This window comes from Pararhodobacter oceanensis (genome assembly GCF_003076755.1).
Taxonomy (GTDB): Bacteria; Pseudomonadota; Alphaproteobacteria; order Rhodobacterales; family Rhodobacteraceae; genus Pararhodobacter; species Pararhodobacter oceanensis.
In genome coordinates, this window is the sequence record NZ_QDKM01000007.1 from 149,087 (window position 1) to 170,431 (window position 21,345).

At 62.3% G+C, this 21,345-nt stretch carries 17 protein-coding genes; 8 read left to right on the top strand and 9 right to left on the bottom strand.

What is annotated here, in order from left to right; translation table 11 throughout:
- The first annotated feature begins 16 nt into the window (after positions 1-16).
- From DDE20_RS14905 to DDE20_RS14920, 4 genes are read left to right on the top strand one after another with little or no spacing between them, the layout of a single operon-like run.
- Entirely contained in the window at positions 17-1,507 is a 1,491-nt protein-coding gene (locus DDE20_RS14905; RefSeq protein WP_116559311.1) for an aldehyde dehydrogenase family protein, read from the top strand.
- Positions 1,504-2,778: an aminotransferase class I/II-fold pyridoxal phosphate-dependent enzyme gene (locus tag DDE20_RS14910; protein ID WP_116559312.1), complete on the top strand. Its 1,275-nt coding sequence runs from the start codon at positions 1,504-1,506 to the stop codon at positions 2,776-2,778. The genes DDE20_RS14905 and DDE20_RS14910 overlap by 4 nt, the downstream gene beginning before the upstream one ends.
- Positions 2,771-3,784, top strand: a complete 1,014-nt coding sequence (locus tag DDE20_RS14915; RefSeq protein ID WP_116559313.1) for a glutamate cyclase domain-containing protein — start codon at positions 2,771-2,773, stop codon at positions 3,782-3,784. Before DDE20_RS14910 ends, DDE20_RS14915 begins: the two co-directional genes overlap by 8 nt.
- A gap of 24 nt (positions 3,785-3,808) precedes the next feature.
- Complete coding sequence (locus tag DDE20_RS14920) at positions 3,809-5,068, top strand: aminotransferase class V-fold PLP-dependent enzyme (protein ID WP_116559314.1); 1,260 nt, start codon at positions 3,809-3,811, stop codon at positions 5,066-5,068.
- Between the two features lie 243 nt (positions 5,069-5,311).
- On the opposite strand, the gene DDE20_RS14925 is transcribed toward DDE20_RS14920, so the two are convergent.
- The 3 genes from DDE20_RS14925 to DDE20_RS14935 all read right to left on the bottom strand — a co-directional run bounded on the left by DDE20_RS14925 (position 5,312) and on the right by DDE20_RS14935 (position 11,053).
- On the bottom strand, positions 5,312-6,760 hold the full coding sequence (locus tag DDE20_RS14925) for an aldehyde dehydrogenase (RefSeq protein WP_116559315.1): 1,449 nt from the start codon (positions 6,758-6,760) through the stop codon (positions 5,312-5,314).
- Between the two features lie 174 nt (positions 6,761-6,934).
- Positions 6,935-9,997 carry an efflux RND transporter permease subunit gene (locus DDE20_RS14930; RefSeq protein WP_116559316.1) on the bottom strand — a complete coding sequence of 1,021 codons (3,063 nt, stop codon included), beginning with the start codon at positions 9,995-9,997 and terminating at the stop codon, positions 6,935-6,937.
- A gap of 9 nt (positions 9,998-10,006) precedes the next feature.
- Positions 10,007-11,053 (bottom strand): efflux RND transporter periplasmic adaptor subunit, encoded by a 1,047-nt coding sequence (locus tag DDE20_RS14935; protein ID WP_116559317.1) that lies wholly within the window; start codon positions 11,051-11,053, stop codon positions 10,007-10,009.
- 118 nt (positions 11,054-11,171) lie between these two features.
- Between DDE20_RS14935 and DDE20_RS14940 the strand changes: the two genes are divergently transcribed.
- The gene (locus DDE20_RS14940; RefSeq protein WP_116559318.1) at positions 11,172-12,260 is read left to right on the top strand and encodes an AraC family transcriptional regulator; all 1,089 of its coding nucleotides are present in this window, start codon (positions 11,172-11,174) and stop codon (positions 12,258-12,260) included.
- A 201-nt stretch (positions 12,261-12,461) separates the two neighbouring features.
- Here the strand turns inward: DDE20_RS14940 and DDE20_RS14945 are convergent, their stop codons facing one another.
- Positions 12,462-12,821 (bottom strand): TM2 domain-containing protein, encoded by a 360-nt coding sequence (locus DDE20_RS14945; protein WP_240608102.1) that lies wholly within the window; start codon positions 12,819-12,821, stop codon positions 12,462-12,464.
- A gap of 396 nt (positions 12,822-13,217) precedes the next feature.
- Between DDE20_RS14945 and DDE20_RS14950 the strand changes: the two genes are divergently transcribed.
- Together DDE20_RS14950 and DDE20_RS14955 are read left to right on the top strand one after the other, a co-directional pair.
- Positions 13,218-14,414 (top strand): MFS transporter, encoded by a 1,197-nt coding sequence (locus DDE20_RS14950; RefSeq protein ID WP_165814533.1) that lies wholly within the window; start codon positions 13,218-13,220, stop codon positions 14,412-14,414.
- A gap of 262 nt (positions 14,415-14,676) precedes the next feature.
- A complete protein-coding gene (locus DDE20_RS14955; protein ID WP_205961683.1) occupies positions 14,677-15,948 on the top strand; it encodes an aromatic ring-hydroxylating oxygenase subunit alpha in 1,272 nt (423 codons plus the stop codon).
- A gap of 262 nt (positions 15,949-16,210) precedes the next feature.
- On the opposite strand, the gene DDE20_RS14960 is transcribed toward DDE20_RS14955, so the two are convergent.
- The 5 genes from DDE20_RS14960 to phnD all read right to left on the bottom strand — a co-directional run bounded on the left by DDE20_RS14960 (position 16,211) and on the right by phnD (position 20,903).
- Positions 16,211-16,936 carry a DUF1499 domain-containing protein gene (locus tag DDE20_RS14960; RefSeq protein WP_116559320.1) on the bottom strand — a complete coding sequence of 242 codons (726 nt, stop codon included), beginning with the start codon at positions 16,934-16,936 and terminating at the stop codon, positions 16,211-16,213.
- 513 nt (positions 16,937-17,449) lie between these two features.
- Positions 17,450-18,262 carry a phosphonate ABC transporter, permease protein PhnE gene (gene phnE / locus DDE20_RS14965; protein WP_116559321.1) on the bottom strand — a complete coding sequence of 271 codons (813 nt, stop codon included), beginning with the start codon at positions 18,260-18,262 and terminating at the stop codon, positions 17,450-17,452.
- Positions 18,259-19,065 carry a phosphonate ABC transporter, permease protein PhnE gene (gene phnE, locus DDE20_RS14970; protein WP_116559322.1) on the bottom strand — a complete coding sequence of 269 codons (807 nt, stop codon included), beginning with the start codon at positions 19,063-19,065 and terminating at the stop codon, positions 18,259-18,261. Before phnE (DDE20_RS14970) ends, phnE (DDE20_RS14965) begins: the two co-directional genes overlap by 4 nt.
- On the bottom strand, positions 19,062-19,883 hold the full coding sequence (gene phnC / locus DDE20_RS14975; RefSeq protein ID WP_116559323.1) for a phosphonate ABC transporter ATP-binding protein: 822 nt from the start codon (positions 19,881-19,883) through the stop codon (positions 19,062-19,064). The genes phnE (DDE20_RS14970) and phnC overlap by 4 nt, the downstream gene beginning before the upstream one ends.
- Before the next feature lie 69 nt (positions 19,884-19,952).
- Positions 19,953-20,903 (bottom strand): phosphate/phosphite/phosphonate ABC transporter substrate-binding protein, encoded by a 951-nt coding sequence (phnD, locus tag DDE20_RS14980; protein WP_116559324.1) that lies wholly within the window; start codon positions 20,901-20,903, stop codon positions 19,953-19,955.
- A 290-nt stretch (positions 20,904-21,193) separates the two neighbouring features.
- Between phnD and DDE20_RS14985 the strand changes: the two genes are divergently transcribed.
- A partial coding sequence (locus DDE20_RS14985) for a transposase (protein ID WP_133240358.1) occupies positions 21,194-21,345 on the top strand: 152 nt, incomplete at its 3' end.

Here is a 21,345-nt window from a genome sequence, read left to right on the forward strand (position 1 = left end):
CCCAAGGAGACCCGCGATGAGCCCGTTACTTGAGCCGAAACTTCCCGAGCAGGGACTGGCTGGCAGCTATATCAATGGCGCCTGGCACTGGCCTGCTTCGGGCCAGACATTGACCATCGAGAACCCCTCGCGCCGTAGCCCGATCTGCGAGGTCGGGCGTGGCGGTGCGGCCGAGATTGACCTTGCGGTGAGCGCCGCACGGGCGGCCTCGACCGGCTGGCGCGCGATGGCGGCTGCCGAGCGCGGTAAACTGCTGGCCGAATTGGGGCGGCGGTTAGAAGACAACGCCGAAGAGGTCGCGCGGGTTCTGGCGGCAGAAAGCGGCAATGCGATCAAAACCCAGTCGCGCGGCGAGGCGATGGGCGCAGCGGGCGTGTTGAAATATTACGGCGGCGTGGCGGTCGAGCAAAAGGGCGAGACCCTGCCGCTGGGCCCCGGTCTGCTGAGCTATTCGACCCGTGAGCCGCATGGCGTGGTCGGCTCGATCATCCCGTGGAACTCGCCCCTGCAATTGGGCGCGGTGAAAATCTCGATGGCGCTGGCCACCGGCAACTGCCTGATCCTCAAACCCGCCGAGGACGCGCCCTTGGCGATCCTGAAGCTGGCCGAACTGGCCGAGGGCCTGTTCCCGCCGGGCGTGTTCAACGTGGTGACGGGCTTGGGCGAAGAGGCGGGCGCGGCGCTGGCCAATCATCCCGGCATCGACAAAGTGTCCTTCACCGGCTCCTCCGAGGTTGGCAAGCTGATCGGTCGCGCCACTGCCGACAGGATCGCCAAACTGACGCTGGAACTGGGCGGCAAATCACCGACCATCGTGTTTCCCGATGCGATTGCCGACGGGCGGCTGGAGAGCACCGCGCAGCAGGTGGTCAACGCGATGCGGTTCGCGCGTCAGGGCCAAAGCTGCACCGCGGGCTCACGGCTGTTTGTGCACCGCAGCATCTGGGATCAACTGATGCCCAAAGTCACCGAGAAAGCGGCGGCGCTCAAGGTCGGTGACGCGCTCGATCCCGAGGTCGATATGGGCGCGGTGATCAATGCCGAGCGTTACAGCGAAATCCGCAGCTTCATCGCCGAGGCCGAGGCGCAGGGCGCGGAATTCCTGACCGGCGCGACGCCTGCGGATGACCCCGCAGGGTTCACGCCGCAGCCGACGATCCTGAGCGGGCTCGACAACACATGGCGGATCGCCCGCGAAGAGGTGTTCGGGCCGGTGATGGTGGCGATCCCCTTTGACAGCGAGGCCGAGGTGATCGCGATGGCCAATGATACCCATTACGGGCTGGCGGCGTTTCTCTTTACCCATGACGTCAGCCGGATCACCCGGATGACCCGCGCGATTGATGCGGGCTGGATACAGGTCAACCAGGGCGGCGGGCAGATCCCCGGCATGTCCTATGGCGGCACCAAGCAATCGGGGATGGGCAGCGAATACTCCATCGAGGGCGCGCTGGAGGCCTATACCTACCGCAAATGCGTCACCATCAATATCGAGCCCGCCGCATGAGCCAGACTGACCGTTTCGGAAATCCGCTTGATCCCTCGGTGGGTTTTGCCCGTGGTGCGCTGCTTGGCGGCTCCGCCGATGAGGTGCGCCGCCTGAGCCAAGCGGGGCGTGTGGCGGCGGAGTTCGTCGCCCGCGAGGGGGGCGAGAAGATCGCCATTTGCACCGGCAACCTGCGGTTCTATCCGGTCTCGGCGCAGGATCTGCCGACGCTTTGCGAGGAATGGGTCGGACCGGGGTTATACGGCGAGGAGTTGCGGCAGGCAGCGATTGCCCATATGGGCGGCGACGGTTCCGAGGCGGTGACGGTGATCAACCGCACCAGCGCGGCGATTGTCGCCACGGTGCTGGCCCACGCCAAGGGGCGGCCGGTTTTGTCGCTGGTCGCTGCGGGCGACCGCGCCCATGCCTCGGTGACCCGCGGTGCGCGGCTGGCGGGGGTCGAGGTGATCGACACCCATGATCTGGCGGAACTGGAACGCCAAATTGCGGCGCAGGCTCCGGCGCTTTGCGTGATCACCACGGTGACCTCGGAACTGGCGACCCTGCCCGACGATATGACCCGCGCGGCGGTGGAATTGGCGCAGCGCGCGGGCTGCGTGGTCTTGCTGGATGAGGCGTATGGCGCGCGCTTCCGGCCGGTGCTGCTGGAGGGGGCGCCGGCGCTGTCCTTCGGTGCTGATCTGGTGGTGACCAACGCCGATAAGGCGGGGCTTTCGGGGCCGCGCGCGGGCGTGCTTTGCGGCACCGCAGCCGCTTTGGTGCCGGTGCAGGCCAAGGCCAGCGAATTGGGCATGGAGGCGCGGGCGCCGATTGCCGTGGGCGCGATGCGCAGCCTGCAGGGGTTCCGCCCCGATCTGCTGATCGAAGAGGCCCGCGACGGGGTTGATCTGGCGGATGCGCTGGCGGCGCGGTTCGGCGCTGCACGGGTCAGCCGCTCGGCCTTGGGGCCAAAGATGGATGAGCAGGATATCACCGAGATCGCGCTCGAGATTGCCGGTGCGACCGCCACCACGCGCGTCCCCGCCGAGATCACCGCCGCGGTTGGCATGTTGATGCTGCGCGACCGCGGGATTGTCACCGTCAATACACACGGGCAACCGGGCGGGCGGGTGTCGATCCGGCTGAAGCCGACCTCGGGGGCGGTTTCGCGGGCTGGCGGCGCCACGGCGGTGGCTGATTGTCTGGCCGCTGCGCTGGCGGATGTCGCCGCGCATCTTGAGGATACCGCGTGGTTCTCCGCGCTTTTGTTTGGAGAACCCGCCGATGGCTGACGCTGCGCTGATCACCCGTCTGGATGACCGTCTCGATCAATTGGTCAATATCGACATTGGCGAACGCGGGGTCGAGCATCTGTTTGCTGCCGCGCGCGCGTTGCAGGGCGGCTCGCTGGTCGGTGCCGCTGCCGATGCGCTGATGGCGGTGCCCGAGGGCGGCACGGTGGTGATGACCACCGGCTCGGTCTCGCGCGCATGGATCACCCCGGAACTGGGCGAAAACGACGGACCTTCGGGCGCGGCGGCGGTGGCCCGCGCGCTGGTCATGGCGCGCAACGCTACCTGCGTGATGCTCTGCGAGGCGACGCTTTTGCCCGCGATCCGCGCGGTGATGCAGGCGAGCGGGTTGTTTCCGGTCACATTTGAGCAAGCCCAGATCGCCCGCGACGACCGTAGCCTTGCCACGATTGTCATGCTGCCCTTTGCCACCGATGATGAGGGCGGCGCGCGTGAGGCGGTGGCGCTTTTGGATCACCTCCAGCCCGATCTGCTGTTCTCGACCGAGCGTGTCGGGCGCAATGATAAGGGCGTCTACCATTCGATGCGCGGCATTGATTACGGGATGGGCCGCGCGCGTATTGATCTGCTGTTTGACGAGGGTCTGCGGCGCGGCATTCCGACGGTTGCGGTGGGCGATGGCGGCAACGAGATCGGCATGGGCCGTGTTGCCGCGCATGTCACCGCGCATGTGCCTTATGGCGACACCTGCCAATGCGGCTGCGGCGGCGGGATCGGCGCGGTGACAAGCTGCGATGTGCTGGTTACTGCCGCCTGCTCGAACTGGGGCTGCACCGCGATTGCCGCCGCGATGGCCGCCCGCGCTGGCGCCGCGAAACTGCTGCACACCCCCGAACGCGAGGCGCTGCTACTCGATACGATGGTGGCCAATGGGTTGATCAATTCCACCCATGGGCTGGTCGATGACAGCGTCGACGGCTTCCCCCGCCACAGCCATCTTGCCATTGCCGAACTCTGCCGATCCATTGTCAGCCGGGCGCTGTGACGCCCCCCATTCAGGACCCCCTAGATGATCCGCGAAAACCCCGATCTGATCGCCGCCATCCGTGACCGTTTCGCCCATGTCGATAGTTGCCCGTTTCAGGGGCCGCGCATTTTCTTTGAGAATGCCGGTGGCGCGCTGACGCTGAAATCTGTGGTCGAGACCTCGGCGCATTACGCCGCGATCCCTGACAACCAGGGCCGTGACAACCCCGCCGCCCATGCGCTGGTGGCGACGATTGACAAGGCCAAGGCTGATCTGGCGCTGTTGATGAACGCGCCTTCGGGGCAGTTTTTCGCGGGTGAAAGCGGCACCGAACTGTTGTTCCGCCTGATCCGCACGGCCTGTGTGAATGCGCCCGAGGGGGCGAAGGTGATCGGCTCTTCGATCGAGCACCCTGCCAGCCGCAGCGCCGCGCAGCGTTGGGCGGGGATCGCCGGATTGGATTATGTGAATGTGCCGCATGACGACGCTTCGGGGCAAGTGACACCGGCGGATTACGCGGCGCTGATGACGCCGGATGTGGCGGTGGCGACGATCCTGCATGCCTCGCCGGTCACCGGCATGGGGATGGATGTGGCGGGAATTGTGCAGGAAATCCGCAAGGTTGCGCCCGAGTGCATGATCATCGTTGACGGTATCCAGCACGCCGCGCATGGGCAGATTGACCTCGCGGCTTACGATGTCGATGGCTATGTGATCTCGCCATATAAGATGTTCTCGCGCCATGGCTACGGGATCGCATGGATCTCGGACCGGTTGACCGCCCTGCCCCATGATATGCTGCTGAACGCCCCCGCGACCGGCTGGGAGTTCGGCACCCGCGACACCGGCGCCTATGCCACAGTCTCGGATGTGGTGCGGTATTTTGAGTGGCTGGGCGGTGAAGTCTCGGAGGCGACCGATCCCCGCGCGCGGATTGAGGCGGCGGGGCAAGCGATCCACGCCTATGAGACGCATCTGACCAACGCCCTGCTGCATGGCACCGGCAACCTGCCGGGACTGGCGGAAATGGCGCATGTTACGGTGCTGGCGGGGGCGGATAATCCGGCGCGCGAGGGGCTGGTGTCGATTTCGGTCACCGGCCATGCCTCGCCGGATGTGGTGCGCTTGCTGAATGACAACGGCATCCGCACCCACACCCGCAAAGCGGATCATTATAGCGGCAATGTCCTCGATCCCTTGGGGCTGAGCGACTGTATCCGCATCTCGCTGTGCCATTACAACACCGAAGGTGAAGTGGCGAAGCTGCTGGGGATCCTGAGCGAGCTTGCCCCTGCGGCGTGACGCGGCTGGGCTGAGGGTTAACAGGTGGTGAAGAGCGGGCCGCTGTCTGGAATGGGCAGCGGCCCGTATTTGTTCGCGGGCCGTGTTCCGCAGCCGGTAACACAGCGCGGCATCTGGCTATGTGCTGAGAGCGGCAATTGTGCTGCGGGGGCAATCCCTCTGAGCGGCAGGCAGACCAAAACCGCCGCAGGGTCTGAAAGCTGCGGCGGTGGTGACTGCCGGTTTGCCCCGACGCGCCGAGCGCTAGATCGGATAGGGAAGCGCGCCGTCCTGAATGGTCACCCAGCGCAGCTCGGTGAATTCGTCGATCCCCCAAGTGCCGCCGAACCGGCCGTGGCCCGAGGATTTGACCCCGCCGAAGGGCATTTGCGCCTCGTCATGGACCGTCGGGCCGTTGATATGGCAAATCCCGCTTTCGATGCGTTTCGCCACCGCCAGAGCGGCCATGACATCGCGGCCAAAGATCGCCGCCGAGAGGCCGAATTCGCTCTCGTTGGCGATGCGGATCGCCTCATCGACGGATTGGGTGCGGATGATCGCGGCGACGGGGCCAAAGCTCTCTTCGGTGTAAAGCCGCATGTCGGGCGTCACACGGTCGACCGCGGCGGCATTCAGCAGCGTTGCCTCGCCGCCACCGGCGATCACCACGCCGCCCTTCGCGCGCGCATCCGCCAGCAGCGCCTCGATGCGCTTGGCGGCGGCCTCGGTGACCATCGAGCCCAGCGGCGGATTGCTGTCCAAGGGGTTGCCCGCCTTGAGACCCGCGACCTTCTCGGAGAACGCCGCGACAAACCGGTCGCCGGCTGTGCCCACGGTGATGATCCGCTCGGTCGACATGCAGATCTGGCCCTGGTTCATATAGGCGCCAAAAGCCGCCGCCGCGACCGCCGCCTCGATATCGGCATCCTCGAGCACGATCAGCGGCGCCTTGCCGCCCAGTTCCAAGAGCGCCGGTTTCAGATGCTTGCCGCAAAGCTCGCTGATGATCCGGCCCACCCGTGTCGAGCCGGTGAAGTTCACCCGGCGGATGGCGGGATGTTCGATCAGCGCGGCGACAACATCACCGGCCTCGTCGGGGTGATTGGAAATGGCATTGAGCACACCGGGGGGAAACCCGGCCTCGGCGACGGCTTCGATGATCAGCGCATGCACCCGCGGGCAAAGTTCAGAGGTCTTCATCACCACGGTATTGCCGCAGGCCAGCGGCGTGGCGATGGCGCGGATGCCCAGAATTACCGGCGCATTCCACGGCGCCATCGACAGCACAACCCCCGCCGCCTGACGGGTCGCCATGGCGGTGGAGCCGGGGCGGTTGGAGGGGATGATCTCGCCTTTGATCTGGGTGGTCAGCGAGGCCGCCTCGACCAGCATATCCGCCGCCAGCATACAGTTGAACCGCGCCCAGCCTTCGGTGGCGCCGATCTCGTCCTTCATCGCCTGCACGATCTCATCGGCCCGCGCGGTCAGGTTCTGCGCCGCCGCCAGCAGCAGTTTGCGGCGCACCCCCGGGGTGGTATTGGACCAGCTTTCAAAGGCGCTGGCGGCGGCATCGACCGCGCGGGTGGCATCGCCCAGCGAGGCCGCCGCGGCGGTGGTGACGATTTCGCCGGTGACCGGATTGGCGCGGGTAAAGCTGCGCCCGCCTTCGGCTGGCCTATGGGTCCCGTTGATATAGAGGTCGAGCTGAGCCATGACTGTGTCTTTCTTATTGTGTCTTATCGCGTGAGCCGCCGAGGACGGCACGGATCACCGCAGGGTTGCGTGATCGCAGGGGGCTGCGTTTAACACAAGTGCTCAGGCCGAAATGAAAAGATGGCCGCGGGTTGCGGCCATCTTTGGGGTCTCGGGTTGGGTGGTGATCGCGGTTCAGGCGGGCGCGGGTTTGGCGCGTTGGGCGCTTTGGGCGCGGGCGACCGAGCGTTTGAAGAACAGGTAATACAACACCGGCGCGGCGATCATGGTCAGCACCGAGGCAAAGGCCAGCCCGCCCATGATGGTTGCCGCCATCGACTGGAAGAAGGCATCCCAAAGCAGCGGCAACATCCCCAGAATCGTCGTCGCCGCAGCCAGAAACACCGGACGCAGACGCGAGGTGGAGGCGGTGACAATCGCCTCTTCCAAGGGCAGCTTGGGCTCGGCCTGACGGATCAGGTCGATTTCCTCGACCAGCACGATCCCGTTCTTGATCAACATCCCCGAGAGCGACAGCAGCCCCAGCAACGCGGTGAAGGTGAAGGGCAGCCCCATCCCTAAAAGCGCCAGACTGACCCCGTTGACCGACATCGGCACCAGCAGCCAGATGATGATCGGCTGGCGCAGGGCGTTGAATAGCAGGACGGTGATCAACACCATGATGATCATACTCACCGGCAGCTGCGAGGCCAGCGAGGCCTGCGCGTCGGTCGAGCTTTCGTATTCGCCGCCCCATTCCATCATATAGCCGTCGGGGATTTCCATCTCCTCGATGGTGCCGCGCACCTCGCTGAGCACCTCGGTGGCGGTCATGCCGCGGGGGATATCGGCGCCGACGGTGATCACATTGGTGCGGTCGCGGCGAAACACCAGCGTATCCTGCGGCTCGAAGCGGAAGCCGTCGATCACCTGCGCCATCGGCACCAGCACATTGTTGCTGTCCGAATAGATCACATGATCCATCAGCGACAATCCGGCGTCGGGCGCGGTGCGCAGGATGATCGGGATTTGCCGGTCGCCCTCACGAAACACGCCGGCGACGCTGCCTTCGGTGGCGAATTGCAGGGTCCGGGTGATATCCGAGCGCGAAATACCGGCCTCCTGCGCGCGGTCCTCGGCGTAGATCGGGCGTAACACCAGCTCGCGCTCGCGCCAGTCATAGCGGGGGGCGATGATATTCGGCGAGGCGGCGCGCAACCGCGCGATGGCCTCATCGGAGAGATCGCGCAACACATCGGGGTCAGCGCCGGAGAAGCGCACCTCGATCGGGGCGCCGCCACCGGGGCCAAAGGCCAGACGTTTGACGCGGAATTCGCCCTGCGGCACCGCCTCGCTGGCGAAGGCCTCGAGTTCGTCCATCTCGTTCTGGATCACCTCCAGCGAGGTGACCCGCACGATCAGATGCCCGTAGCTGGGGTTCGGGTCTTCGCTCTCATAGGTCAGCATGAAACGCGAGGCGCCCATGCCGGAATAGGAGGTCACCGAGACCACTTCATCGCGTTCGACCAGCCAGTCCTCAAGCACCTGCATATCGCCCGAGGTCTGGGTGATGCCTGCGCCCTGCGGCAGTTTGTAGTTCACGAAATACAGCGGCGTATTGCTGTCGGGAAAGAACTGCTGCTTGATCTGGCCGAACATCGCGTAACAGACAACGGTGGTGCCGATCAGCGCAAACAGCACCAGCCAGCGCAGCTTGAGGCTGGCACGCAGCACGCCAGCATAGCCGCGAAAGATCAGCCCGTCATAGCTGCCACCCGCGCCGGCCTCGCCGCGGCGGAAAAAGTAATGCCCCAAAAGCGGCGTGACGGTGATCGCCAGAACCCATGACAACAGCAGCGAAATCCCGATCACCGCAAAGAGCGAGAACAGGAATTCCCCGGTCGCATCAGGGCTGAGGCCGATCCCGGCAAAGGCCATGATCCCGATCACCGTGGCGCCCAAAAGCGGGATCTGGGTCTTGCGCGCGGCCTCGGTTGAGGCCTCGCGCGAGGATTGGCCGCGCTGCATATTGATCTGCATACCCTCGGCCACAACGATGGCGTTATCGACCAGCATGCCCATCGCAATGATCAGCGCGCCGAGCGAAATCCGCTCCATCTCGATCGAGCCCAGCGCCATGAAGAACAGCGTGCCGACCACGGTCAGCAGAAGCGTCGCGCCGACCACCACCGCCGCCCGCCAGCCCATGAAGATCGCCAGAACGATGATCACAATCGCCACCGACATCGCGAGGTTGACCAGAAAGGTGTTCGACGCCTCTTCGACCACAACATGCTGCTGGTAGATCGGCTCGATGGTCACGCCGAGGGGCAGCGATTCTTGCAGTTGCGCCAGTCGCGCATCGACCGCATGACCGACCTCAACAATGTTTTCCGAGGCCAGACCGGCGACGCCAAGACTGAAGGCCTCGACCCCGTTATGGCGCAAGATCAGGTTCGGGCGGTCCTCGCGGCCCCGGTAGACATCGGCGAAATCCGCCAGATTGATCACCTGCCCGCTGACCCCGACATCCAGCGCGGCAATCGCCGAGACGCTGTCAGAGCCCGCCGGTCGCTGCAATCGCGTGCGCCCGTCGTCGCTTTCGATCGAGCCGGCGTCGACGATCTCATCGGCATCGGCCAGCGCCGCTTGCATCAGCGCGGGCGGGATGCCCAGTGAGGTCGAGAGCGCGAGATCGGGTTCGACATAGATGCGCTCATTCGGGTTGCCCGAGATCACCGCATCGGCGACGCCATCGACCGACAGCACCTCAAGCCGCAGGAAATCGGCCAGATCATTGATCTCGCGGTCGCTGAACCCCTGCGCGGTGACCGCGTAATAGAGGCCGTAGACATCGCCGAAACTGTCATTGATGAAGGGCGTGCTGGCCCCCGCCGGTAGCGAGGCCTCGCCGACCCGATTGCGCAGTTTGGTCCAGATTTCGGGCAATTCGCTGCCGTCGTAATGATACTCCATCTCGACGGTGATCCACGACAGGCCGGGCTGGTTCATCGTCTGGATCAGCCGCACTTCGCCCATTTTCTGGATCGCGGATTCAATCGGTTCCGAGACCTCGGCGGCGACCTCTTCAGCGGTGGCGCCGGGGTATTGGGTGACCACAACCGCCATTTTGATGGTGAAGGCCGGGTCTTCAAGACGCCCGACCGAGGAAAACCCCCAGATGCCGCCGATCAGGCAGATCAGGATCACAATCCAGGTGTAAATCGGATTGTTGATGGAGAAACGCGCGATATCCATATCCGGCCCTTAGCCCCCGAAGCCGGTGAACCGGCGCACGTCTTCGCCGTCACGCAGTTGCGAGGCGCCGATGGTGACGATCTCCTGCCCGATCTGCAGGCCCGAGATGATCTCGACCTCGCCGCGGTCACTGGCCGCAATCTCGACCGCCGTGGCGGTGACCCTGCCCTCGAGCGCGCCGGTGGGGGTGAACACCATCACCGAGGTGCCCCCGTCATTGCCGATGACCACCGCCGAGGCGGGCACGGTGATCGTGGGATTGGGCTCGATCATCGTCGCGGTGACCCGTGCCGAAGAGCCCGGCCAGACGTCCAGCTCATCCGCCGGATCCATGCCAAGGGTGATCGTATAGGTCTGGCCGACCGCCGCGGTCTCGGCGTTGACCTCGCGGATTTCCAGCGGATAGCGGCGCGGATCGCCGGTGAATTCCGCGAATATCTCGACATCGGGGGTCAGACCCGCCAGCCGGAACATGGTTTCGGGCACTTCGATCTCGATCCGTATGTCAGACATATCATGGAGACGCACCACCGGCGTGCCCGCGCCGATGGTCGAGTAATTGGGCACCAGACGCGAGGCGACCAGCGCATCGAAGGGCGCGATCAGGGTCGCCTGCTCCAAGGCCCGCTCGGCATTGCGCAGGCCCACATCCGCCAGTTCCGCCTGGGTTTGCGCGTCCTGCACGGTGGTTGGCGACACCGCGCCGCCCTCAAGCCGCCGATAACGCTCAAGGGTGCGGGCGGCCTGATCGCTGTTGATCTGCGCCTGCTCGAGCGACAGCTGGAAGGGCACCAGATCAAGCCGCGCCACCAGCCCGCCGGTGGGGACATCCGCCCCCTCCTCTAGCGGAAACTCGACGATCTGGCCGCCGACCTGAAACGACAGATCCACCGTCTCGCGTGCCACCACATGGCCGAAAAACACCCGACTGAGCCCGCCATCCCTTGTGCCGACCGCCTCGATCTTGACGATGGGCGTCTGCGCCAGACCGGCATCGGGCGATGCCACAAGCGCTGCAATCGCAAGGGTCAGCGATGCAAGTAGTATCCGGGTCATGTAGTGTTCTCCTTGCCGGGATAGGTCCAGAGGCGTAATCCCCCGTTAACTACCCCAATTCAGCCCGCATGATCTATGTCTCATCACTCGCTATGTCTTGACATTTTAGGACAAAAATATGTCTTTTAAGGACATGACCCATGTGATCCGCGCCACATCCCTCACCGGCTACCGGGAAGTCATGCGCGAGTTGGGCGTGTCGCCGTCGCCTTTGCTGGCGCAATTCGCCATCGACGCGGCGCTACTCGACGATGCCGATGCGCTCTTGCCGATGGAGTCGGTCTGCGGCCTGCTGGAGGCGAGCAGTCGGGCGACCCGATGCCCCGATCTCGGCCTGCGCATCGCCCGCCATCAGGATCACGACCAGCTCGGGGTGCTCGGGCTGGTGATGAAGAGCGCAAGCACACCGGCAGAGGCCTGTAGTATTGTGTCGCGGTTCATCTTTGTGCAGGGCACCGCCTTTCGCATCGAGGTGCAGGAGCCCGGCCTGCTGGTCCCTGATACGGTGTCGGTCAATTTCCTCATCGTCGGGATTGCCGAAGGCTTGCAGCGGCAGACGCTGGAACTGACCCTTGGCACCAGCTTTCAGGCCGGCCAGCAGCGCGATCCCTTCGGCAAGAAGATCAAGGCGGTATCGCTGCCGCATTCTCTGGGCGGGGCGATCGGGCGGTATCGGGATTTCTTTGGCCTGCCGGTCTATGAAAACCAGCCCCATGCGGCGCTGCATTGCGATGCTGCGGGATGGCATATGCCGATTGCGGATGCGGTGCCCGAGGTCAGCCAGATGATCAAAGAGCATCTTGAGCGGAATTTCCCCGCCCCCCTCCAGCACCCCGTCCCACACCACGTCCAGCACCCGGTCCTGCGCCCGGTCCCGCGTATGTCCGACCGTGTCCGCGTCGCCCTGCGCCCGCTGATCGGCACCCCGCAGGCCAATCGTGATGATGTGGCCCGCGTCCTCGCCATCCACCCCAGAACCCTGCACCGCCAGCTTCTTGCCGAGGGCACCAGTTTTCAACAGATCAAAGACACCATCCGCAAGGAACTGGCGCTGAAATACCTGACCGAAACCAATGCCACGCTGGCGCAATTGTCGGTCTTGCTGGGCTTCCCGGAACAATCCGCCCTCTCCCGCGCCTGCCGTAAATGGTTCGACATGCCCCCGACCCATATCCGCAACCGCGGTAAGGCGGCCGGGGTTGGCTGAGGGTTTCGGGGCGCTGGATTTGCCGGATTAAATTGCCAAGGCGCGGGTAGGAGCGGAGAAGACACAGAGGTTATCTGTGTCGGGCAATTCCGCAGTATTGCGGCACATCAAAGGCGGTTGATAAAAAACGACCTATCGATGCTGGAATAACCCGGCCGCAACATTCGTGCGACCGGTAACGGCAATTGATCCGCGCTGAGTTCAGACTGCGCCGTTCTGCGCCAACTGACGCCGCATTTCATCCTTACTGGACTGAACCATCCCCGGAATAAGAAAGGCATCGACCAAAATCCAGATGCCAACAATCCCCAGCGGCACGACGCCAATGAAAAGCCCAAGCGTTAGAATTCCAACAACAAAAAGCGCCAGCATGATCACGGCGCTGCCAACCCGACCGAGATAAAAACGGTGTCCACCAAGCCCGCCGAGGAAAAACCATAAAACATAGGCAATCACCGGTGATTTAGCGTCATTCGAGACCCTTTGCTCGATCAACATTTTCTCTTCTGTGCTAAGAGACATTCGATTTCCTCCCATCGTGTCAAAACCAAAAATCACCATTGGATATTTATTCCTGCATATCAATAGCTTATTTGTTAGCATTGGAGGTTTTGATCGTTGCGCCAGAACGCATACATAAAAAACTGTTCGTAGAGACGCCATTGGCGATTTTCGCTACAATGTTTTCGCAGGCCTGCCATGTGTTTTGGTGAACGTGGTCAAACCTGTGCGCCCTGTGCAGATTGCGCCAATCCCGAGGCTGCAAGGATCACCGCTCAGATACAGTTGCTAGTTGCGGTGGAAAATCCGATGCTCTTGGAGAGTGTCACGGAGCCGCGCTGTCTTAGGGCGGTTGCGGCAGAGGCGATGGGCCTTGGTGTGCCACTCGGAGATAATTGCGGCGGGTCTGAACCGGATCCGATAATTCATGGATCAAGGTTCAACGGGATGCGACCTATGCGGCAAGCTGATACATCATGGGTGAAGGTGAGCGTCCTGATCGGCGCCGGTGCCGCGGTGGCGTTGCATGTGGGCAAGGTGCCTGCCGCCCTACCCGTCTTGCAAAGCGAACTTGGCTTGTCGCTGGTTCAATCGGGCTGGGTTGTCGCGATTTTCAGTGTCGTTGCCGCCTGTGTCGCCGTGTTTCTGGGCACGGTTTCCGACCGGTTCGGCCATCTGCCCGTAGCCATGGCTGGCATGGTGCTGACGGCCCTTGCGGGTGTTGCCGGCGCGTTGGCGAGCAGCGGGAATATCCTGCTTGTGACCCGTGTGTTCGAGGGGTTTGGCTTTATCCTCACCACAACATCCATCCCGCCGTTGATCATGAAGGCCGCCTCGCAGTCGCAACGTCAGGCGTCGCTGGCCTTGTGGGGGATGTATATGCCGGTCGGATCGGGGCTGATGATGGCGCTCTCGGCACCGCTGCTTTATTACTTTGATTGGCGGATTCTATGGTGGGTGGCCTCGGGTCTGGTGCTGCTGGCCGCGCTGCCGGTGTATTCGGTTGGCGCGCGGATTTCCGATGGCAGCAGCCTCGCCGCCGCGCGGCCGGCGATTGCCAGAACGCTCAAGACCGCCCTGCGACGGGGGCCGCTGTTGCTGTCGGTAACCTTTGCCGTCTATGCCGGTAACTACATGGTTTTGGCGGGTTTTCTGCCGCTGCTATTGGTTGATCTCAACGGGTTTTCGCCGATGATGGCCGCGACCGCCAGCGCGGTCATTGTGCTGTTCAACGCATTGGGCAACGGGATCTCCGGCTGGCTGCACAATTACGGGCTGCGGTATAGCACCTTGATCCCGATTGGCTGTCTGGGCATGGCCGTGGGCGGCGGGTTGGTCTTTGCACCCGAGCTGTCGGGCCTGTGGCGGATGGTGGCGGCGGCGGGGTTCTGCGGCTTTGCCGGATTGGTGCCCAGCTCGCTGTTTTCCGAAGCGCCGAACCGCATTCCGCATCCCTCCTTTCTGGCCACGGTCAGCGGGCTATTGGTGCAAGGCGCGGCGATCGGGCAGCTTTTGATGCCCCCCTTGGCGGCGGCGGCGGTGGCCTGGTATGGCAGCTGGTCGGCCGGGATCACCTTCATGGTGATCGGCAGCGGGTTTATTGCGTTCTGCGCCTTTGTTCTGTCTCGCACGGCGGACCCTGTGCACGCCTGACCGGCCGGAACTTGCGCCGCGAATGTGGTCTTGCAGATCAACAGAGTCGCATGCCGCCCCGCGTCTTGCCCGTCCCGCGCCTCTTGTTCGCGAGCGGGCGCCGAAACGGGCGTATTTTCAGCAAGTTGTCGGCTTTCCGGCGAAACCGGGGCCACGCACCCTTGAGTGAATCACTTTCAACATCTTGGTAAAAAATAGATATTGTTTTTCAGCCATAGTTGCTGTGAATGTGGTCCCAACGCATGACCTCGGAGGGGTGAATATGAACGTCGATGTCAAACTCACGGCAGCGCAGTTTATGACGCAAGAAACGCGCAATGACGCCAATCAGCGCCTGACTGATCTCATCTCTCGCCATAAGTCCGGCTTTGGCCTCGATGGAGGTTTTTACACCGATCCCTCTATTTTTGCCGCTGACCTGGAACAGGTGTTTCGTCGGCACTGGCATTGCGTCGGGCACGAGAGCATTATTCCCAATCCCGGCGATTTCGAGCAGTTTAAGCTGGGCGGAGAGTCCATTCTATTGACCCGTGACCGCGATGGCAGCGTGAATGCCCTGCTTAATGTCTGCCGCCACCGCGGTGCTAAAGTCTGCTCGGAAGAACGTGGCAACCGCCGGGTGTTTGTCTGCCCCTATCATGCCTGGAGCTATTCCAACACCGGTGACCTGCGATCGGCACGGGAAATGCCCGCCGATTTTGACCGCAAGGAGTATGGGCTTAAAAAGCTCAACCTCGAGGTGGTGGAAGGTCTGGTGTTTGTCAGTTTTGCATCCGAACCGCTGGACTTCCAAAAGGCGCGCGACGTTGTCACCTCGGCCTTCGGACCTCATGGCTGGGGAGACGCCAAGGTTGCGCATCGCGAAAGCTACAAGATTACCGGCAACTGGAAACTGGCCGTCGAGAATTACGTCGAATGCTACCATTGCGGCCCCGCGCATCCCGAATATTCCGTCGTCCACTCCAGCGGTATCAGCCCAGAGGCGGATAAATTGGCGGCGGATGCGATGCAAGACCGCGCCCGCGCCATGGGAATTGCCATCCCCGAGCACGACGAATGGCTGGGCTCTGACACCGGTCAAGAAGCCGCCCGCTGCTTTCGCTATTCGCTGGTAGAAGGCGCGGTCTCGGGCACGAGCACAGGCGCCGCCGCCGCCCCGCTGATGGGAAGTTTCGAGACCTATGACGGCGGGGTCACCAGTGTTCATATTGGCGGGACCAGTTTCTTTATTGGCTATCCCGATTACGGGGTCATTTACCGGTTCTCGCCAATAAGCGTGGATGAAACCGAAATGGAACTGATCTGGCTGGTAAAGTCCGATGCTGTCGAGGGCCGCGATTATAACGTCGAGGAATTAACCTGGCTCTGGCATGTCACCTCGAAAGCGGACAAGAAAATCATCGAACTGGCGGCAAATGGCGTCTGTTCGCGCTATTTTGAACCGGGTCCGGTGTCGCCAATGGAGCCCTATCAGCTTAAGTATACGGAGTGGTATCTGAAGGAATTGTCTCTCCCTGAGGTTTCTAATTCCTAGAGATCATGGGTTGCAGACGTGAGATGGCATTAAAGTATCGGACCGTCTGAGCCCCCCTACTTCGGGTGTGATCCGGCAGGCTTGCGGAGCGTTTCCAAGGAGAGGCTCCGCAAGCCAAAGCCCCTACCCTCTCGGTTGCCCGTCGTGCTCTGTGCTTTCTCGGGCCCACGTGAAGCGCGCAGGCAAGAGAACCTGCCGCTTCACGCCACGCCAAAACGGGTTATGCGCCGAGACAATCAAGCTGGGGCCGCAGTGGTGACGGTTACGCGCCGAACCGTTCTTGGAAGTCGCGAATACGGGCGGCGTTGACGCCCTGATCGCTGCGACCGACGCGTGATACGCTGCGCATGTCAACGCGGCTGCCTGCGTTGGTTTCGGTCACCACCACAACCACATCATCCGCGAAATAGAACACAGATGTATGCGCAACCGCCTCAAAGCGGCGACGGGACGCATCTGCGCCGATGATCTCCCAGCCCATATCCTGCGCGACCACCAAGGCACGCTGATAGGCGGCATCTGCGGGCTGCGTTGTCTCAATGGGGGCAATATCCGGATAGGCTTCGGCCTGGGCTCTGGCCAAATCTGCTCCGGCGTAAGCCAGCGTATTGGTGGCACCGGCGCGGGTGTCGTCCAGCCATTCAAAGGCCGGCGGGTTGTCGGTATCGGTGGTGATGTCGTGGATCGGTGCCGCACGCAGCGGCGGATTGAGCGTCGTTGCGATCATCGGTGCCAGAGCGGCCAGCCCAACAAGCAACGCAAAACCGCCCGCCAAACTCCCGCCTGTCTCCTTGCGCAGGAGGTGAACGATCAGCGCCAGCAGACCGAGGCCAGCAATGACAGCCCCGAGTGGCGTCAGATAGTTCCGGTAGAGCCCGAAGCCGGTGATCGGCAACCACAGCCCCAAGCGCGCGCCGAACAGCATGAGCGCCACAGCGATGGTGCCGAGCATTGCTGTGATAAGAGCGATAATTCCAAAGTTTCTCATCAGATTAAAAGGCCTTTCACTGCCCGTTGGTGGGGTGCATGCATAGCTGTCTCGCAGCTCTCCGCGTTGAGAGTTCGATGATCCATTTCCGACAGTTTCACCATGCCCAGTCTCGCACAACGAAAATTTTCAGCGATGGCCCCGCATCGGCGCATATGGTGAGGCAGTTACGGAGCGTCCGCAAAGGTGACCGCATGAAAGGCCCCGAGCTTCCTAGACGCCTTACAGCTTCAGTTTCTGCTGGTTCTCGAAGACGATCGGTGACCTATACGTCGCAAATATCTAGGGGCGCCGCTGGGACGCCCCTAGTGCATTGATCTCGTCTAGTTTTTACTTAGATGCCTGCGCCGATACTCGCAAGCGAGATTGGCTGCAGCAGTGCGGTCAGCTGGTCATTGGCGTTCACGTAATCGAGCAGATGCTGACATTCACCGATTTGAACCAGCATGACATTCCCCCGCTGGACGGCGCTGCCGCACAACTCGGGTGCTTCCCGAAATCCAGCGGCTCGCATCAGATGAGCGCGTGGCGCACCTTTGCCGAGATCCATTCGCTGACCACGACAGTCGCCAGGATCAACAGCAAGATCACCGAAACTTGACTCCAGGCCAATGTGTTGAGCGAACCTTGCAGCTTAAGCCCCAAGCCCCCTGCCCCCACCAGCCCGAGGATTGTGCTTTCGCGGATGTTGATATCCCAGCGGAATACCGTGATACCCCAGAATGCCGGCATGATTTGCGGCACGATCCCGTAGTTCAGGACTTGCAGGCCAGTGGCGCCTGTCGCGGAGACGGCTTCGATCTGTTTGGTGTCGGTTTCCTCGATTGCTTCATACAGCAATTTGCCGATGAACCCGATCGACCGGAGTGAGATGGCAATGATGCCGGCCAACAGCCCCGGCCCGATAATCGCCACCAGCAGTAGCGCCCAGATCAACGAGTTGATCGACCGGGACGCGACAATGATGAACAGCGCGATCGGGCGCAGGATCGCCACCGACGGCGTTGTATTGCGTGCCGCCAAAAACGCCACCGGGACGGCCATGAACACGCCGCCGATGGTGCCCAGCGTGGCAATATTGAGCGTGTCCCAAAGCGGGGCCCAGAGCTCGGAAAGATAGGGCCAGCGCGGCGGCAGCATGCGACTGCCGATGTCGGCAGCTTGGCGCGGTGCGTCCTGAACGAACGCCCAGATCGTGCGTTCGGTCATGATCTGCCAGCACCAGACAAACAGTGCCACCAGTGCCAGCCATCCCGCCCAAGCCAGCAACCGGCCGCGTGGGGTGCGATAAGACCACACCTGCTTATACGTTGTGATTTCGGTCATTGCAGGAACTTCCGCAGGTAGCTGGAGCCATATTCGGTCACCATGACGACGGCGATGATGATCAGCAAAATTGCGCCCGCGCTGTCGTATTCGTAACGGTCGATTGCTGTGTTGAGGGTGGCGCCGATGCCGCCGGCGCCGACAATCCCGATCACCGCGCTTTCGCGGAAATTGATGTCGAGGCGATAGACCGACAGGCCGATCAGGCGCGGCATCACTTGCGGCTGCACGGCGTAGTTCACCACCTGCCACCACGAGGCACCAGTGGCGCGTATCGCTTCGGCTTGGGATTCGTCGATTTCCTCGATGTCATCGGCCAGTAATTTGGCAATAAAGCCGATTGTAGCGAAGGAGAGCGTCAAGAAACCCGCGAAGGGGCCGAAGCCGAACATCGCCACGAAGAAGATCGCGATAATGATCTCTTGCAGGGCGCGGCTCACGGCGATGATCGAGCGGCAGATATAGTAAACCCAGCGCGGCGCAAGGTTGCGGGCGGCGCCGATGCCGATGGGAATCGAGATCGCAACCCCGACCACCGTCGAGGTCAACGTCATCGTCAGGCTTTCACTCAAGCCCTGGCTGATGTCGCGCCAGCGGCTGGTGAAATCGGGTTGCAGGAACCCCATGACAAACCGCTGCCCGCGCTCCAATCCTGCATAGACGCGGGCCCAGTTTACATCGACCGTGCCCAGGGCGAGGAATAAGTAGACGACCACGCCGATCTGCAAGGCAATCCGCCAGCGGCGGTCGTGGATGATTTGCGGTGGTCGGCGCCAGCGCGTCGGATATAGCGGCGTGCTCATTGGGCCAGCACCGCCAAGCGTCCGCGGGCCTCGGCCTCAGCCTCGGCCTGTTCTTCGTCGCCTTGACGCATCGCGTTCCAGTCTTCTTCGCCGTAGATCGTGGTAAGAGCCTCACGCGTCAGCATGTCAGGCGGCCCGTCAAACACCACCCGGCCGGCGCGCAAGCCGACGATCCGCTGCATGAACTGCTGGGCAAGAGGCACGTCATGGATGTTGACGATCGCCGGCAACCCGCGCTCAGAGCAGATCTCGGTAAGCAGGCGCATGATCTGGCGGCTGGTCTTCGGGTCAAGGCTGGCTGTTGGCTCGTCAACAAGTAGCAATTCGGGGCCCTGTGCCAGTGCGCGGGCGATGCCGACCCGCTGCCGTTGTCCGCCAGACAAGGCATCAGCCCGTTTGTCGGCGTGTTCCATCAGCCCCACACGGTCGAGCAACTGATAGGCGCGCTGGATGTCGGTGGCGGGAAACCGGCGCAGAAAACTACGCCAGAACGGCACATAGCCCAACCGACCGGACAAGACGTTCTCCATGACGGTCAGCCGTTCGACCAGCGCGTATTCCTGAAAGATCATGCCGATCCGCCGCCGTTGTTGCCGCAAGTCAGATTTTCCGAGGCTCGCCAGATTGACGTCCCCCAGCATGATTTTGCCCGAGGTTGGCTCGACCAAACGGTTGATGCATCGGATCAAGGTGGATTTACCGGCACCGGATGGTCCGATCAAACCGATGATCTGGCCCTTGGGCACGGAGAGGGTTACGTCCGACAGGGCGGTGTCACCGGTCTTGTAGGTTTTGGACAAACCGTCGAGGGTCAACATCTGGCGTTCTCACTTAAAAAAGCTCAGGCGACAGGATGCCGCCCGAACTCATTTGGTCAAAATTGACGGTCACTCACACGCGTAGGTCACGCCGCTGGCTTCGTCGATCGTGCGGATCACAGCCCAGTCATTCTGGAAAGTGATCGGGATGAACTGGCTTTCCCCCGAGTTGGCGAACTCTTCCAGCAGCGCGCTGCCGGTCCAGTCAAAGGTGAAGAACGCGTCCTGGATCGAGGCCTGAAGTTCTGGCGTCAGGTTATGCGCGGTGCCGTAGCCGGTGGTCGGGAAAGTCTGCGACGTGTAGATCGAGACGATCTGCTCAGGGGTGATGACATCGCGCTCAAACATCCGCGCCAAGACTGAATTGGCAACCGCTGCGGCCGGATAGTCGCGGTTGGCAACGCCGAGGATCGAGTTGTCATGCGCGCCCGAGAACACTGGCTCGAAATCCGTGTCCGCAGCCATGTTGAATTCAGCTGACAAGATCGCGGATGGTGCTTTGAAGCCCGAGTTCGAGGTTTCGGCGGTGAAAGCCATCTGTCCGCCGCGGATATCTTCGACGGTTGCAATGCCCGAATCCGGGTAGGTGATGATTTCCATCTCATACCCGAAAGAGCCATCCTCGGCCGCCATCATCGCGAAAGGCCGGAAACCGGCACAGGCCACGGCCAGCGGGTTCGAGCCCGTGTTAAAGCCGGCGACGTGCAGACGGCCAGCGCGCATCGCTTCGATTTGCGCGGCGTTCGATTGGACTGGAAAGAATTGGACATTGCGGCCGGTGACCTCTGCCATGTGGTCCAGGAAGCCCTGCCAAACTTCGGCATAGACGGCCGGGTCTTCAACCGGCGTATAGGCGAAGATCAGCGTTGCCGGGTCGGACAGCTCTGCCGCGTCGGTCGGGATGTCGGCAATCAAGTCGCCATCAGCGTCGACAAAGCGGCTATCGAGCGCAAACTCGGCCTGCGCAGGACCGGCCAGCATCAGCGCGGCCACGGCAGTCAATGTAGCAAACGGTTTCATAACTCTTCCCATGTTTGACAAATTCACCGACCGAATATTGCGCGGATGTATCGACTTCGTGACAATCGTATGTAACTTTTGCGACAATCGATGATGTCGGCGGCGTTGGTGCAGCACTCTGTCTGCGAAAGAGTGACATCGTGATGTCCATGCGGTTGGACGGGATGCATGAGCAAGCCTGCACCCACCCGCTGCCGCGCAACGGATTGGTCTAGGCTCAGGACTGCGCTGCCCCCCGCGAGATCCCTCACTTTAATGTAGAGTTTGCTCAACCATGAAGGAGCAAACATATGCGAAAGAGCCGTTTTACTGAGGCGCAGATTATTGGGATGATTAAGGAGCAAGAAGCAGGCATGCCGACAGCCGAAGTGTGTCGTCGCCACGGCCTGAGCCCCTCCACATTTTATAAGCTGAAAGCCAAATACGGGGGCATGGATGTTTC